At 67.3% G+C, this 13,846-nt stretch carries 14 protein-coding genes; 1 reads left to right on the top strand and 13 read right to left on the bottom strand.

The genetic code is table 11. The features are described 5' to 3' along the window. Positions 1–117: 117 nt before the first annotated feature. The 13 genes from tolA to aspS form a co-directional block, all read right to left on the bottom strand. Positions 118–1,158 carry a cell envelope integrity protein TolA gene (gene tolA / locus HG421_RS13155; protein WP_169706755.1) on the bottom strand — a complete coding sequence of 347 codons (1,041 nt, stop codon included), beginning with the start codon at positions 1,156–1,158 and terminating at the stop codon, positions 118–120. Beyond that, entirely contained in the window at positions 1,148–1,597 is a 450-nt protein-coding gene (gene tolR, locus HG421_RS13160) for a protein TolR (RefSeq protein WP_169706756.1), read from the bottom strand. The genes tolA and tolR overlap by 11 nt, the downstream gene beginning before the upstream one ends. A 157-nt stretch (positions 1,598–1,754) precedes the next feature. Beyond that, positions 1,755–2,534, bottom strand: coding sequence for a protein TolQ (tolQ, locus tag HG421_RS13165; protein WP_005996093.1), 780 nt, complete (start codon positions 2,532–2,534; stop codon positions 1,755–1,757). Positions 2,535–2,545: 11 nt separating this feature from the next. Continuing rightward, positions 2,546–3,004 (bottom strand): tol-pal system-associated acyl-CoA thioesterase, encoded by a 459-nt coding sequence (ybgC, locus tag HG421_RS13170; protein ID WP_169706757.1) that lies wholly within the window; start codon positions 3,002–3,004, stop codon positions 2,546–2,548. Positions 3,005–3,056: 52 nt separating this feature from the next. After that, a complete protein-coding gene (gene ruvB, locus HG421_RS13175) occupies positions 3,057–4,097 on the bottom strand; it encodes a Holliday junction branch migration DNA helicase RuvB (RefSeq protein WP_169706758.1) in 1,041 nt (346 codons plus the stop codon). A 39-nt stretch (positions 4,098–4,136) separates the two neighbouring features. Beyond that, positions 4,137–5,255 carry an SMI1/KNR4 family protein gene (locus HG421_RS13180; protein WP_169706759.1) on the bottom strand — a complete coding sequence of 373 codons (1,119 nt, stop codon included), beginning with the start codon at positions 5,253–5,255 and terminating at the stop codon, positions 4,137–4,139. A gap of 2 nt (positions 5,256–5,257) precedes the next feature. After that, a complete protein-coding gene (locus HG421_RS13185; protein ID WP_169706760.1) occupies positions 5,258–7,165 on the bottom strand; it encodes a potassium transporter Kup in 1,908 nt (635 codons plus the stop codon). Positions 7,166–7,218: 53 nt separating this feature from the next. Beyond that, complete coding sequence (gene ruvA / locus HG421_RS13190) at positions 7,219–7,803, bottom strand: Holliday junction branch migration protein RuvA (RefSeq protein WP_169706761.1); 585 nt, start codon at positions 7,801–7,803, stop codon at positions 7,219–7,221. Between the two features lie 121 nt (positions 7,804–7,924). Beyond that, complete coding sequence (gene ruvC, locus HG421_RS13195; protein ID WP_169708189.1) at positions 7,925–8,446, bottom strand: crossover junction endodeoxyribonuclease RuvC; 522 nt, start codon at positions 8,444–8,446, stop codon at positions 7,925–7,927. A 131-nt stretch (positions 8,447–8,577) separates the two neighbouring features. After that, complete coding sequence (locus HG421_RS13200) at positions 8,578–9,306, bottom strand: YebC/PmpR family DNA-binding transcriptional regulator (RefSeq protein ID WP_169706762.1); 729 nt, start codon at positions 9,304–9,306, stop codon at positions 8,578–8,580. 89 nt (positions 9,307–9,395) lie between these two features. Continuing rightward, positions 9,396–10,073 carry an esterase/lipase family protein gene (locus tag HG421_RS13205; protein ID WP_169706763.1) on the bottom strand — a complete coding sequence of 226 codons (678 nt, stop codon included), beginning with the start codon at positions 10,071–10,073 and terminating at the stop codon, positions 9,396–9,398. Positions 10,074–10,234: 161 nt separating this feature from the next. After that, on the bottom strand, positions 10,235–10,762 hold the full coding sequence (locus tag HG421_RS13210; RefSeq protein WP_169706764.1) for a GNAT family N-acetyltransferase: 528 nt from the start codon (positions 10,760–10,762) through the stop codon (positions 10,235–10,237). A 372-nt stretch (positions 10,763–11,134) separates the two neighbouring features. Beyond that, positions 11,135–12,901: an aspartate--tRNA ligase gene (gene aspS, locus HG421_RS13215; protein ID WP_169706765.1), complete on the bottom strand. Its 1,767-nt coding sequence runs from the start codon at positions 12,899–12,901 to the stop codon at positions 11,135–11,137. Between the two features lie 157 nt (positions 12,902–13,058). On the opposite strand from aspS, the gene HG421_RS13220 reads away from it, so the two are divergent. Next, positions 13,059–13,826 carry a DUF3011 domain-containing protein gene (locus tag HG421_RS13220; RefSeq protein WP_169706766.1) on the top strand — a complete coding sequence of 256 codons (768 nt, stop codon included), beginning with the start codon at positions 13,059–13,061 and terminating at the stop codon, positions 13,824–13,826. The last annotated feature ends 20 nt before the right edge of the window (positions 13,827–13,846 follow it).

Consider the following 13,846-nt stretch of genomic DNA (forward strand, 5'->3'; position numbering starts at 1 on the left):
GGCTGGGCGTCGCCTTGCCGGCGGCGACGCATCTATCCCAACGCCAGCGCCACCTCCCGGCAACCGACACCTGTGCTGCGGCGCCAGCCGGCACCACGCCGACGCCGGGTGCGGGCATCACTGATCCTGCGCGGTGAACACGAAGGTCAGATTGCGCTGGAACACCGATTCGAAGCCGCGATACGGCAGCGGCTGCGCGCTCAATACCGCCGCTTCGATCGAACGCTGGCCGGCCTCGTCATACGGGCAACCCGGCGCGACCTTGGCTTCCATCACGCTGCCACCGGGCAGCTGACGGATGTTGATGGTGCACTTCTGGCCGGGCGGCACGGAGGGCGGACGCACCCACTGCGCCAGCACCTTCTGCTGGATTGCGGCGGCGTACTTGGCCGACAGGTCGGTACTGGTGCCGCCCTGCCCTGCGGTCGGCTGCGCGCTGGTCGCCGCGGCGGCAGAGGCTTGCTGCGCACGCGCAGCGGCCACCTGGCGCAGCTTCTGTTCGGCCAGCGCCGCTTCCTTGGTGGCCTGCTCGCGCTGGCGGCGGATCTCGGCAATCTTCTTCTCACGCTCGGCGTCGGCGGCTGCCTGCTGCGCGGCGGCCTGCTTCTTCTTGGCGTCGGCCTCTTCCTGCTGCTTGGCCAGGCGAAGTTTCTGCTCGGCCTCTTCCTGGCGCTTGCGCTCGGTCAAGTCGATCTGCTCCTGGCGACGCTTGGCTTCCTGTTCCTGCTTGGCCTTTTCAGCGGAAATGGCCAATGCATCGACCTTGTCCTGGTCGATCTTGTCCGGCTGGGCCACGCGCTCCTGCGCCTGCGCCTGCTGCGGGGTGGGCGCATCCTGCGGACGCGGCTCGGGAATCGGCTGTGGCGGCGGCACGCTGTCTTCCGGCGCAGGCTCGGGCAGCGGCGCCGGCGGCGGCGGCGCCTCCACCGGGGTGGCCTTCAGCGCCTGGCGCGCCACGCGCGCCTCGGCCGCGGAGACGTCCAGCGAAGCTTCCATGCTGGGGTCGCCCGCAGCCGGTTCCACCGAACGTTCCGGCGACCACAGCCAGCCGGCGATGAACACCAGCGCGACCAGGACATGCACGACCAAGGCCAGGACCACCGGCCGCAGCCAGCCGTCCTCGCGCGCACCTTGGGTGGGGAATGCGTCAGCGTGCATCGCTGCCTGCGGTGCCGCCGGAGTCGGAGATCAGGCCCACCTTCTCGACCTTGGCCTGCTTGAGCACATCGATGGCGTCCATGATCTTCTGGTACGGGGCGGCACGATCGCCGGCCACCACCACGCGGGCATCCTTGTCCTGCGCCACGATGGCGGCCAGTTGCGCCTGCAGCGCAGTGACGTCCATTGCCTGCGGCTTGCCCTTGGGCAATTGCAGGGCCAGCTGACCATCGGCGGCGACCACCACCACCACCGGGTCCTGCTTGCTCTCCAGCGCCTTGGCGCGCGAGCTGGGCAGGCTGACGTCGGTGCTCAGGGTCAGCAACGGTGCGGTCACCATGAAGATGATCAGCAGCACCAGCATCACGTCGATGTACGGCACGACGTTGATGTCGGATTTGAGCTTGCGCTTCTTGCGGCGGGAAATACCGGAGATCATCGCGAAACGTTCCTAATTAATCCTCGGCGCCGGGCGGCAGCGGAGTCGCGCGGCGCCCGGGTGAAGGGCAGCCGCACATGACGCTGTGCATCGACGCGACTGGCTCGCCCGGCCACGTCCCGCATCGAACCATGCGGGTGCATGCCGGGAGCGCGCATCACTCGTCCGCGCCGGCCTGGCGCTGCAGGATGGAGCTGAACTCGTCGGCGAAGGTTTCGTAGCGCACCGACAGCCGTTCCACGCGGGTGGTGAAGCGGTTGTAGGCCCACACCGCCGGAATCGCCACGAACAGGCCGATGGCGGTGGCGAACAGCGCTTCGGAGATACCCGGCGCCACGGCCGCGATACCGGCCTGCTCACCGCTGCTGACCATGTCGTGCATGGTCACCATGATGCCGAACACGGTGCCGACCAGGCCGACGTACGGCGCGGTGGAGCCGATGTTGGCCAGCAATTCGAGATTGCGCTCGAGCTGGTCGACCTCACGGGTAAAAGCGGTGCGCATGGCGCGCTGCGCGCCTTCCAACTGCACGCGCGCGTCCAGGCGACGGCGATCGCGCAGGCGCGAGAACTCGCGGAAGCCGCTTTCGAACATCGATTCCAGACCGCCCACGGTGCGGTTGCGGTCGGTGGCCGAGGCGTACAGCTTGGCCAGATCCGCGCCGGACCAGAAGCGGTTCTCGAACTCGTCGGCCTCGCGGTTGGCCTGCTTGAAGGCGCGCGCCTTGCGAAAAATGATGACCCAGCTGATGAACGAGCCGATCAGCAGCAACAGCACGATGATCTTGACCGGGATGCTGGCGCGCAGGATCAGGTCCACATAGTTGATGCTGCTGTTGTGCGCCGCCGTGGCGGTTTGCGCCGCGGCCGCGGTGACTTCCTGGGGTAGTGCTTCCACTACCGTGTCCTGCAGGGCCAGGAGCAATGCAATCGACATCCGTTCGTTCCTCAGTAATCGGATTCTGGGGTTTCTAGAGCTTTCAAAACGTCATACACCGCGTCGTCCATGCCGCAGGGGCGGAAGTCGCTGGCGCCCAGCGCGGCAATGCGCACCTGAGCGGTCAACAGCACTTCGCCCTCGCGGCGCACCGACTGCGCGAACAGCAGGCTGGCCTGTTTGCATTTCAACAACACCGCCGACACCGACAGCGCGTCGTCAAGCCGGGCCGGCTTGAGGAAATCCAGTTGCATCGAGCGGACCGCAAACACCAGACCATGCTGCTGGCGCATCGCCTCCTGCCCGTAACCGGCCGCGCGCATCCATTCGGTGCGCGCACGCTCCAGAAAGGCGACGTAGCGCGCGTGGTAGACCACCCCGCCGGCGTCGGTATCTTCCCAGTAAATGCGTGTCGGCCAACTGAATACAGGCGGGGATTCGGGATTCGGGAGTCGAGATTCGATGGTCATGGGTACGGAATTTCGGTCGGGACGGCCCTGGTTGGTGACCAACGGAGCGCCATCAAAACAGGTCTCCCGGTTCGCCGATGGCCGGGGCTCGGTCGCGCGGGGGTTTCAGGCCCAGGTGCAGATAGGCCTTGGGCGTGACCATGCGGCCGCGCGCGGTGCGGATCAGAAAGCCCTGCTGGATCAGGTAGGGCTCGACCACGTCTTCCAGCGTGCCGCGTTCTTCCGACAGCGAGGCCGCCAGCGATTCCACGCCCACCGGGCCGCCGTCGAAGTGGTCGACGATGGTGCGCAGCATGCGGCGGTCGAGCTCGTCAAAGCCCTCCGGATCCACTTTCAGCATCTGCATGGCCGCCTGCGCCACCGGCAGATCGATATGGCCGGCGGCCTTGACCTGCGCGTAGTCGCGCACCCGGCGCAGCAGGCGATTGGCGATACGCGGCGTGCCGCGCGCGCGGCGTGCGATCTCGGCCGCGCCTTCGGCCGTGCAATCGATGCCCAGGATGGTGGCCGAACGGATCACGATACGGGTCAGCTCCTGCGGCGAATAGAACTCCAGCCGCTGCACGATGCCGAAGCGGTCGCGCAAGGGCGCGGTCAGCAGGCCGGCACGGGTGGTGGCGCCGATCAGGGTGAACGGCGGCAGATCGATCTTGATCGAGCGCGCCGCGGGGCCGTCGCCGATCATGATGTCGATCTGGAAATCTTCCATCGCCGGGTACAGCACTTCCTCCACCACCGGCGACAGGCGATGGATCTCGTCGATGAACAACACATCGTGTGGCTGCAGGTTGGTCAGCAACGCCGCCAGATCGCCGGCCTTCTCGATCACCGGGCCGGAGGTCACACGCAGGCTGACGCCCAGCTCGTTGGCGATGACATGGCTGAGCGTGGTCTTGCCCAGGCCCGGTGGCCCGAAGATCAGCACATGGTCCATCGCCTCGCCGCGCGCCTTGGCGGCCTGGATGTAGATCTCCATCTGCTCGCGCACCGGCTGCTGGCCAAGATAATCGGCCAGGCGCTTGGGCCGGATGCTCGCATCGGCGGCATCGTCTTCGCGGGTGGAGCTGCTGGCGATGATGCGCTGCTCGGTCATCCCGCCATCTTCTCATGCCGCGCGTCGATGGCCCAGGGTCTAGAAATCAAGCTCGGCCTGCCGCAGCACGCTGAAGAACGCATCGAAGCTCGGCGCCCGCCAGGTGGGCACCAGCTGCTCCCAACGCTCGAAATAGACCACCTCCGGCTCGCATTGCGGGCCGTGTGCGCGGTAGTCCAGGCACAACAGGCAGTCGACGTTATGGGCCGACAGCACCAGCACCTGATCCAGCCCGGCATGCAAGCAGGCTGCAGCACTGAAGTCATTCCGGTCTTCGAAGGCATCGGCAAAATCCAACACGCTGCGGATGTGCGCCAGCGGCGGCAGATCGCGATCCACCAGCACGCATTCCCAATCCACGTAGCGATCGGACGGAAAGCGGGATCGTGGCACCCAGCACCAACCGGTGTCGCCGCCGTCCTGCACGGCATACAGACGTTTGAACAGCTCCGGCAGTCGCACACCCAACTGTGCCTCGGCCGCGGCGAACGCATCGTCATCCGCAGCGGCTGCATGCTCGCTCCAATGGCCGGGGCCGCTCCAGAACGTGGTCAAGGCGGGCGGCTGCGGTTGCCACCGCACCACATTTCCATCGTGCTTTGCCTGCAACGCGGGCGACCAGTAGTGGACATCGACCAGTTGCGCCAGCAGCGCGTCCACGTTGGCGAACACCGCCAGCCTGCGATTGTTGCCTGCATCGACGTAGACCAGGGTGGGCTCGGCATCCGATGCCACATAGTCCAGGCACAGCGCCCGGCTCGGCGAACGGTCATCGGCGGCGATGACGATCAGATGGCGATCATCGCCACCGGCAGCGAGACCGGCAAACGCGTCGTCGCGGTACTGCTCGCGAGCACGCACCTCGGCGAAGGAAAACAGCTCCGCGCTGCCAAGCAGGCGTGCACGCGGGATCAGCCATTCGGCCTTGAGCCAGTCAGCCGGCTCCTCGAGGGACCGACCACGCGCCATCTGCACCGCGCCGCCGTCGTAGCGTGCGTACAACTTCCACAGCCAGTCCGGCAGGCGGACACCGAGCCGCGCTTGCGCCGCGGCGATCGCAGCATCGGTGGCCGGCACGCGCCCGAGATTGAGTGCCTCATCCCAGAAGGTGTCCGGGCTCGGCGAGCGCCCGTAGACCATCCACTTGAGCGCGGCCACGCTCAGATCTCCACTTGCGCGCCCAACTCGACCAGGCGGTTACCGGGGATGCGGAAGAAGCCGGTGGCCGGGGCGGCATTGCGATGCATCAGCGCGAACAGCTTGTCGCGCCAGATCGGCATGCCGCGGTTGGCGCTGGCCACGATGGTCTCGCGGCTGGCGAAGAAGGTGGTGTCCATCGGATCGAAATGGATGCCGCCCTGGTCGCAGGAGCGCATCAGCGCCAGCGGCACGTCGGGCGTTTCCATGAAGCCGAAGCGCACATAGACGCGGTAGAACTCATCGCCGATCGATTCGATCTGCAGACGCTTGTCCACCGGCGCATAGGGAATCGGCAGCGTGTCCACGTTGAGGAAGATGTTGCGTTCGTGCAGCACCTTGTTGTGCTTGAGGTTATGCATCAACGCATGCGGCACCACCATCGGATCGGCGGTCAGGAACACCGCCATGCCGGGCACGCGCGCCGGCGGCGCCAGCATCAGCCCGGGCAGGAAGCTGTCGATGCGGATACCGTCCTTGCGGATTTCTTCGCGCAACAGCGCACGGCCGCGGCGCCAGGTGCGCATCAGGGTGAACACCACGATGCCCAGCGCCAGCGGAAACCACGCGCCCTGCAGCAACTTGGCGCCGTTGGCGATCACGAAGGCCAGTTCGATGATGAAGAACACCACGCACAGCGGCAGCACCCAGCTGCGCCAACGCGGCCACAGCGCGCGCGCCACCAGCGCCAGCAGCAGGGTGTCGATCAACATGGTCATCGATACCGAGATGCCGTAGGCCACCGCCAGATTGGTGGAGCTGCGGAAGACCAGCACCAGCGCGATCACCATCACCATCAGCAACCAGTTGATGCCGGGCACGTAGATCTGGCCGATGGTGTCGCGCGAGGTGTGCTTGACCAGCATGCGCGGGATGTAGCCCAGCTGCATGGCCTGGCGCGCCACCGAATAGGCGCCGGTGATCACCGCCTGCGAGGCGATCACCGCCGCCAGCGTAGCCAGGATGATCATCGGATACAGCGCCCAGCCCGGCACCGCCTCGAAGAACGGGTTTTTCAGCGCGGACGGGTGGTTGAGCACCAGCGCGCCCTGCCCCAAGTAGTTCAGCAGCAGCATCGGCAGCACGAAGAAGTACCAGCCGTGGCGGATCGGGCGCGCGCCGAAATGGCCCATGTCCGCATACAGCGCCTCACCGCCGGTCACCGCCAGCACCACCGCGCCGAGGATGAAAACGCCGTGCCAGCCGTGCTCCATGAAGAAACGGATCGCCCACCAGGGGTTGAAGGCCTTCATCACCTCCGGCGCGTCGACGATGTTCCAGGCACCGATCGCACCCAGCGACAGGAACCACAGGCAGGTGATCGGCCCGAACACCTTGCCGACCTTTTCGGTGCCGAAGCGCTGGGCCATGAACACCAGCAGCAGCACCACCACGGTGATCGGCACGATGAACGGGTGCAGGCTGGGCGCTGCGATCTCCAGGCCTTCCACCGCGCCCATCACCGAGATGGCCGGGGTGATCACGCCGTCGCCGAAGAACAGCGAGGCGCCGAAGATGCCGAGGATGCCCACCACGTACGCCGAGCGCGACCCCTGCTTGAGGGTGCGCTGGGCCAGCGCCATCAGCGCCATGATGCCGCCCTCGCCGTCGTTGTCGGCGCGCATGATGATGGTGACGTACTTGAGCGTCACCGTGATCATCAGCGCCCAGAACGCCAGCGACAGTACGCCGAGCACGGTGTCGTGGTCGCTGCTCAACCCGTAGTGCGGCGAGAACGCTTCCTTCAGGGTGTACAGCGGGCTGGTGCCGATATCGCCGAACACGACACCGATGGCACCGATGACCAGGGCCATGTGGCCGTTGGCGGGCGCGTGGCCGTGGCCCGCTGCAGGAGTGGAGGTCTGTGACATGAGTGGGCAGGGTATCGCCGAAGGGCGTGAAGAATAAGAAAGGCCGAGGCTGCTTAACGCAGCGATGCCTGGAGGGCCTTGCGGATGACCGTGGCGACGTCGTCGCCTTCTGCCCCGGCCTCGCGTGCCATGCGCGCGGCCTCGGCCGGCTTGTAGCCCAGTTGCTGCAGGGCGACGGTGGCTTCGGACACCGCGTCCGGACCGAGCTGGCCGGTGATCGGGGCGCCGCTGCTGAAGTCGGCGGCGCGGTCGCGCAGCTCCACCACCATGCGCTCGGCAGTCTTCTTGCCGATGCCCGGAATACGCGTGAGCGCGGTGATGTCGCCACTGGTGATCAGGCGGGCGAACTCGTCCACGCTGACCCCGGACAGCACCGCCAGCGCGATCTTGGCACCGATGCCGGTGACCTTCTGTACGTCGCGGAACAGCCGCCGCTCGCCCTCGCGCAGGAAGCCGTACAGCGCAACGCTGTCTTCCTTCTGCGCGTAATGGGTGAACAGGATGACGTCGCGGCCGACATCGGGCAGGTCGTAGAAGGTGCTCATCGGCGCCTCCAGCTCGTACCCCACCCCGCCCACGTCGATCACCAGCCACGGCGGTTGCTTGTAGGCCAGGATCCCGCGCAGACGGCCGATCATTGGGCACCGCCTTGGCGGTGCCGGGAATGGGGAATGGGGAATGGGGAATCGTAAGAGCACGCGCTGCTCCCGACCCTGCTGCTGTTGCGATTCCCGATTCCCGATTCCCGAATCCCGATGTTCATTTCTTCCGGCTCCAGGCCTGTTGGGTGTTGACGCCCAGACGTTGCGCGGTGGCGCGGACGTGGGCGTGGGTGATGGCGACCGCCAGTGCATCGGCGGCGTCGGGCTGCAGCTTGCCTTTCAGGTTGAGCATGATGCCCACCATGTGCTGCACCTGCACCTTGTCCGCGCCGCCCTTGCCGACCAGCGCGAGCTTGACCTCGGTGGCTGCGTATTCGTGCACCGGCAGCTCGCGCATGACCACCGCGCAGATGGCCGCGCCGCGGGCGTGGCCGAGCTTGAGCGCCGAGGCGGCGCTTTTGCCCATGAAGACCTTTTCGATCGCCACTTCATCCGGCCGGTAGGTCTCGATCAACTCGCCCAGCCCGCGCAGCAGCCGCTTGAGCCGCTGGGAAAAGTCGCCCTCGCCCAGCAGCATCAATGGCGCATGGTGCACATGCCGGCTGCGACCGCCTTCGTCGATATCGATGATGCCGACCCCGGTGCGCTGGGAGCCGGGATCGATGCCCAGGATCCGGATGGTGCCGGGACCGGGGACCGGGGACCCGGGACCCGTAACAGCAGGCTCGGCGATGGCTTGGCTGTTGCCATCGCTCTTCCGGGTCCCCGGTCCCGGGTCCCGGGTCCCGACAAGAGCTGCCTCAGGAATCATTACGCGCTCAAGGACGCTTGATCGACGTTCGAATACACATCCTGCACGTCGTCCAGGTCTTCGAGCATGTCCAGCAGCTTGCGCACCTGCACGGCGGTGTCGCCGTCCACGGCGATGTCGTTTTCGGCGCGGAAGGTGATTTCGGCGTGCGCGGGCTCCAGGCCGGCCGCGGCCAGGGCGTCCCTGACCTGGGCGAAGGCGTCCGGGGCGGTCAGCACGTCGATGGCGCCGTCTTCCGGGTACACCACCACGTCGTCGGCGCCGGCTTCGATGGCGGCATCGGTGAGCGCCTCTTCATTGGCACCGGCGGCAAAGCTGAGCACGCCCAGGCGCTTGAACATGAAGGCCACCGAGCCCTCGGTGCCCATGTTGCCGCCGCACTTGCTGAAGGCATGGCGCACGTCGGCCACGGTGCGCACGCGGTTGTCGGTGAGGCAATCCACGATCACCGCCACGCCACCGGGCGCGTAGCCCTCGTAGCGGATCTCTTCGTATTCCACCCCTTCCAGCTCGCCGGTGGACTTCTTGATGGCGCGCTCCATCACGTCCTTGGACATGTTGGACGACAGGCCCTTGTCCATGGCGGTGCGCAGGCGCGGGTTGTTGGACGGATCGCCGCCGCCTGCGCGGGCGGCCACGCTGATCTCGCGGATGATCTTGGTGAACATCTTGCCGCGTTTGGCGTCGGAGGCGTTCTTGCGGCCTTCGATGGAGGGGCCTCTACCCATGAGTGGTTCCAGACTGGCTTGGATGACAGGGCGCGGATTTTACCTGATTGCTTGCACTCACCGGGGCAGCAACATGCGCCAGCGGATGTTCAATGCCGAAAGCGGCCCTGGCGCAGGAAGGCCAGCGCCTGCGCGGCGGCGGCCGGCGAGCGCAGCAGGCCGCTGTGGCTGGCCTGCACCACGCAGTGGTCGCGCAGCCCCGGCAGGCGGGTTTCGGACAGCGCCACGGTGCCGTCGGAGTCGCCGTCCAGCGGGGCCAGCCAACGGCCGACGCCGCGCGGGATGCAGCCTGCCACCTGACCGATCTCGGCCGTACCGTCCCACTGCGCAAAGCCCTGCTGCAGCAACGCGGCGCTGCGGCCCATGGCCCAGACGCCACCGCGCCGGGCCAGCCCGCGCGCGGCAGCGCTGCCGCACAGCGGCGAGCCCAGGCAGACCACGCGGCGCACCGGCAGGTCGGGGGCGTCGCACAAGGCCTGCAACGCCATCAAGCCGCCCAGGCTGTGGCAGACCAGCAACTGCGCGCCACTGCTGCGCACGCGCGCGATCAGCTGCGGCACCGCCTGCGCCGGACCGCCCAGCACGCTGGCGTAGCCGAACAATGCCGGCGCCAGTCCGTCGCCACGCAGCCGGCGGGCCAGTGGCAGCAGCCAGTGCGCAGTGTTCCAGATGCCATGCACCAACAGCACATCGGCGGTGGTGGTGGTCGATTGTCTGCGCGAGCTGCGTCGCGGCGTGACCGCAAGGGCCGAAGATGCGCTGGACAAAGGCTAACAGCACCGGAACGTGGCGCGCAGGCGTCGGGCAATGCGGACGCGGCGCAGGACCTGCAGTGTACGAGCGCCCGACGCTGGCGCGTGAACAGACGTGGCGCGGCGGCGACCCACGCCAATCCCGAATCCCGAATCCCCCAATCCCCGCTCCCCACTCAGCCCGCGGCGGCGATCGGCCCACGCCGCAAAATGAACTCGCGGTCGACGATCTTGCCGACCGGAAAATCGTACTCGCCCACCTTCTCGAAACCGTAGCGGGCATAGAAGCGCTGGGCGCCGAAGTTCTCCGACCACACCCCGATCCACAGCGTGCGCGGGCCGTCGCGCTCCAGCCACTCCAGTGCGGTTTCGAACAATCGGCTGCCCCAGCCGCTGCTTTGATAGTCCTTCAGCAGATACAGGCGCTTGAGCTCACCGTCGCCGGGACGCACGTGCTCATGCGGCAACCCGCACGGACCGGCGGCGGCGTGGCCGACCAGCAGGTCATCCAGCTCCAGCAGCCAGATCGCATAGTCCGGATGCGCCAGCACGATGCGCGCGCGCTCCACCGCATAGGTCTCTTCGAGAAAGCCGCGCAGGTCTTCCTGCGGGTAGAGATGGCCGAAGGTTTCGGTAAAGGTCTGCGCAGCCAGAAGCGACAACGCTTCGGCATCGTCCGGCGTGGCGCGGCGGATGCGGGTCATGCGGGCTTCTCGTGCCGGATGGACGTGGCAGCTTGTCGCATGCGGCGTTGGTGGTGCAAGCGTGGGGATTCGGGAGTCGGGAGTTGGGAGTTGGGATTCGCAAGAGCGAGAGCCGGAGCCGGGAGAGCGAAAAGCAAAGGCCGCGGCCCGGGAAGCGGAGGCTGGGCCGGATCTGCGATGGGCGCTGGCTTGGGTATTGCCTGCAGTGGGGACCGGGGTCGCGGTGGCATGGCGGCTCGGCGTTCCATGCCTTGCATGGCGCGCACATCTCACCAAAGGTATAAACGGCTCCGATTGGGAGCGCGATGTGGCTGCGTGCGGCCCCGCAGCGCTGCCTGGCCGCGCACTTGGCGTGGCCAGGCCCGGTGCAGGTCAGGCCTGCTTGGGGCGCACCTGCACGTGCACTTCGGCCAGTTGCTCGGCGGCGATCGGCGATGGGGCGTCGGTCATCAGGTCCTGGGCGCCGGTGGTCTTGGGGAACGGGATCACGTCGCGGATGGACTCGGTGCCGGCCATCAGCGCGGCAATGCGGTCGATACCGAAGGCGATGCCGCCGTGCGGCGGTGCGCCGTAGTTCAATGCGTCCAGCAGGAAGCCGAACTTGGCGCGTGCTTCTTCGGCGCCGATACCGAGCAGCTCGAACACCGCGCTCTGCATGTCCGGGCGGTGGATACGGATCGAGCCGCCGCCGATTTCATTGCCGTTGAGCACCATGTCGTAGCCACGCGACACCGCGGTGCGGGCATTGGCGCGCAGGTCGGCAATATCGTCCACCGCCGGTGCGGTGAAGGGGTGATGCAGGGCGACGTAGCGCTGCGCTTGATCGTCCCATTCGAACATCGGGAAATCGGTGACCCACAGCGGCGCCCAGCCATCGGCGACCAGGTTGAACTCCTTGCCGGCCTTCAGCCGCAGCGCGCCCATGAAATCGGACACGGTGGTGTAGCCGCCGGCACCGAAGAACACGATGTCGCCATTGCCTGCACCCACGTGCTTGAGCAGTGCGGCAAACGCGTCTTCGGAGAAGAACTTGGCGATCGGCGAGCTGACCTCGCCGGTCTCCGACAGCTTGATGTAGGCCAGGCCCTTGGCACCGTACTTGGCGGCATGCGCGGCATACTCGTCGATCTGCTTGCGCGACAGCGTGGCACCGCCGGGGATGCGCAGCGCGGCCACGCGACCGTCGGCATCATTGGCGGCGGCGGTGAACACCGGGAATTCGCTCGCCTTGACCAGCTCGGCCACATCGACCAGTTCCAGCGCGATGCGCAGGTCCGGCTTGTCCGAGCCATAGCGCCGCATCGCCTCGGCCCAGGTCATGCGCGGGAACTGCGCAGCCAGATCGACATCCACCACTTCCTTGAAGATGGCACGGATCATGTCTTCGACGAAATCCTGCACGTCGCGCTCGCGCACGAAGGCAAACTCCATGTCCAGCTGGGTGAATTCCAGCTGGCGATCGGCGCGCAGTGCTTCGTCGCGGAAGCAGCGCGCGATCTGGTAGTAACGGTCGAAGCCGGCCACCATCAGGATCTGCTTGAACAGCTGCGGGCTCTGCGGCAAGGCGTAGAACTCGCCCGGATGCATGCGCGCCGGCACCAGGAAGTCGCGCGCGCCTTCCGGGGTGGCCTTGGTCAGGATCGGGGTTTCGATGTCCTGGAAATCGCGTGCGTCCAGGTGCCGGCGCAACGCCTGCACCAGCTTGATGCGGGTGCGCTGCATGCGCTGCATTTCCGGGCGACGCAGGTCCAGATAGCGGTACTTCAGGCGGGTGTCCTCACCCGGGTTTTCATGCGCATGGAACGGCAGCGGCGCGGCCTTGTTGAGGATGGTGATGCGCGTGGCGATCACTTCCACCTTGCCGGAGCGCAGCTTGTCGTTGACCGCATGACGCGCACGCACCACGCCTTCGACCTGCAGCACGTCCTCGTAGCCCAGGCTGGCGGCCACCTTGAACACTTCGGCGGAGTTGGCGTCGCCCTCGGCCGGCTCCACCGTCACCTGCACGATGCCTTCGTGGTCGCGCAGGTCGATGAAGCACACCCCGCCCAGATTGCGGGCCACGTCGGTCCAGCCGGCGAGAGTGACGGTTTGGCCGATCATGGTCTCCTCGACCAGGCCGCAGAAGTGGGTACGCATCGAAAGCTCCGCTGAAAACCCGACGCAGGACAGCGCCGGAAAGCCGGATATTCTGGGGCCGGCGGCCGGCAGGAGCAAATGCGGCGGCGGTCACCGGCGCTTAAGTCGGCGCCCGGCTGAATAGGCGCCACGCCCCTCCCGCACCAAGGACGCCTCGATGCTGCGCACCGCCCTGCTGATCTCCGGCTTCAGCCTGATCGCCCTTGGTGGCGCGCTCGGCAACCGCCCCGCCGCCGCGCAGGACCGCGGCTTCAATGGCCCCAGCATCACCTGTTCCAGCAACGACAACCGCCGCCGCGAATGCGATACCCCGTTCCATGGGCGTGCCGCGCTGGTGGAGAACATCTCCGGTACCCGCTGCATCGAAGGCCGCAACTGGGGCAGCGGCCGCGGCCGGATCTGGGTGGACAACGGCTGCCGCGGCCGCTTCGTCGAGGCGCGTGGCGGCTGGGGCGGTGGCGGCTGGAATGGCGGCGACGACCGCCCCGGCAATGCCGCCGCCGGCACCGTGCGCTGCGAAAGCCGCGACCAGCGCCAGGCGATCTGCAATACCGGCTGGCGGCGCGCCATGATCGTGCGCCAGCTCTCGGGCACCCCCTGCGTGGAGGGCCGCAACTGGCACCAGGAAAACGGCCGGATCTGGGTGGACGACGGGTGCCGGGCCGAGTTTGCGCAGGCCCGCGGTGGCGGCTGGGACCGCGATGACGGCTACGGCGGCCGCCCCCGGGGCAATTATTCGGTGACCTGCAGCAGCGATGACCGCCGCCTGCGCACCTGCGACTGGAACGGCCGCGCCGGCCGCCCGGTGCTGACCCGGCAGCTGTCCGATACCCGTTGCGAGGAAGGCCGCACCTGGGGCTACGACCCGCGCCGCTCCACCGTCTGGGTCAACGACGGTTGCCGCGCGCGCTTCGACGCACGCTGATCCGGAGCGGCGCATGGATG

Origin of the sequence: Xanthomonas campestris pv. badrii (genome assembly GCF_012848175.1) — a bacterium.
GTDB lineage: Bacteria > Pseudomonadota > Gammaproteobacteria > Xanthomonadales > Xanthomonadaceae > Xanthomonas > Xanthomonas campestris_C.

Coding starts and splice junctions, on each gene's coding strand:
- HG421_RS13220 (WP_169706766.1), top strand. CDS start 13,059: ATGCTGCGCACCGCCCTGCTGATCTCCGGCTTCAGCCTGATCGCCCTT.
- HG421_RS13210 (WP_169706764.1), bottom strand. CDS start 10,762: ATGACCCGCATCCGCCGCGCCACGCCGGACGATGCCGAAGCGTTGTCG.
- tolR (WP_169706756.1), bottom strand. CDS start 1,597: ATGATCTCCGGTATTTCCCGCCGCAAGAAGCGCAAGCTCAAATCCGAC.
- tolQ (WP_005996093.1), bottom strand. CDS start 2,534: ATGTCGATTGCATTGCTCCTGGCCCTGCAGGACACGGTAGTGGAAGCA.
- ruvA (WP_169706761.1), bottom strand. CDS start 7,803: ATGATCGGCCGTCTGCGCGGGATCCTGGCCTACAAGCAACCGCCGTGG.
- HG421_RS13200 (WP_169706762.1), bottom strand. CDS start 9,306: ATGGGTAGAGGCCCCTCCATCGAAGGCCGCAAGAACGCCTCCGACGCC.
- ruvB (WP_169706758.1), bottom strand. CDS start 4,097: ATGACCGAGCAGCGCATCATCGCCAGCAGCTCCACCCGCGAAGACGAT.
- HG421_RS13185 (WP_169706760.1), bottom strand. CDS start 7,165: ATGTCACAGACCTCCACTCCTGCAGCGGGCCACGGCCACGCGCCCGCC.
- tolA (WP_169706755.1), bottom strand. CDS start 1,158: ATGCACGCTGACGCATTCCCCACCCAAGGTGCGCGCGAGGACGGCTGG.
- aspS (WP_169706765.1), bottom strand. CDS start 12,901: ATGCGTACCCACTTCTGCGGCCTGGTCGAGGAGACCATGATCGGCCAA.
- ybgC (WP_169706757.1), bottom strand. CDS start 3,004: ATGACCATCGAATCTCGACTCCCGAATCCCGAATCCCCGCCTGTATTC.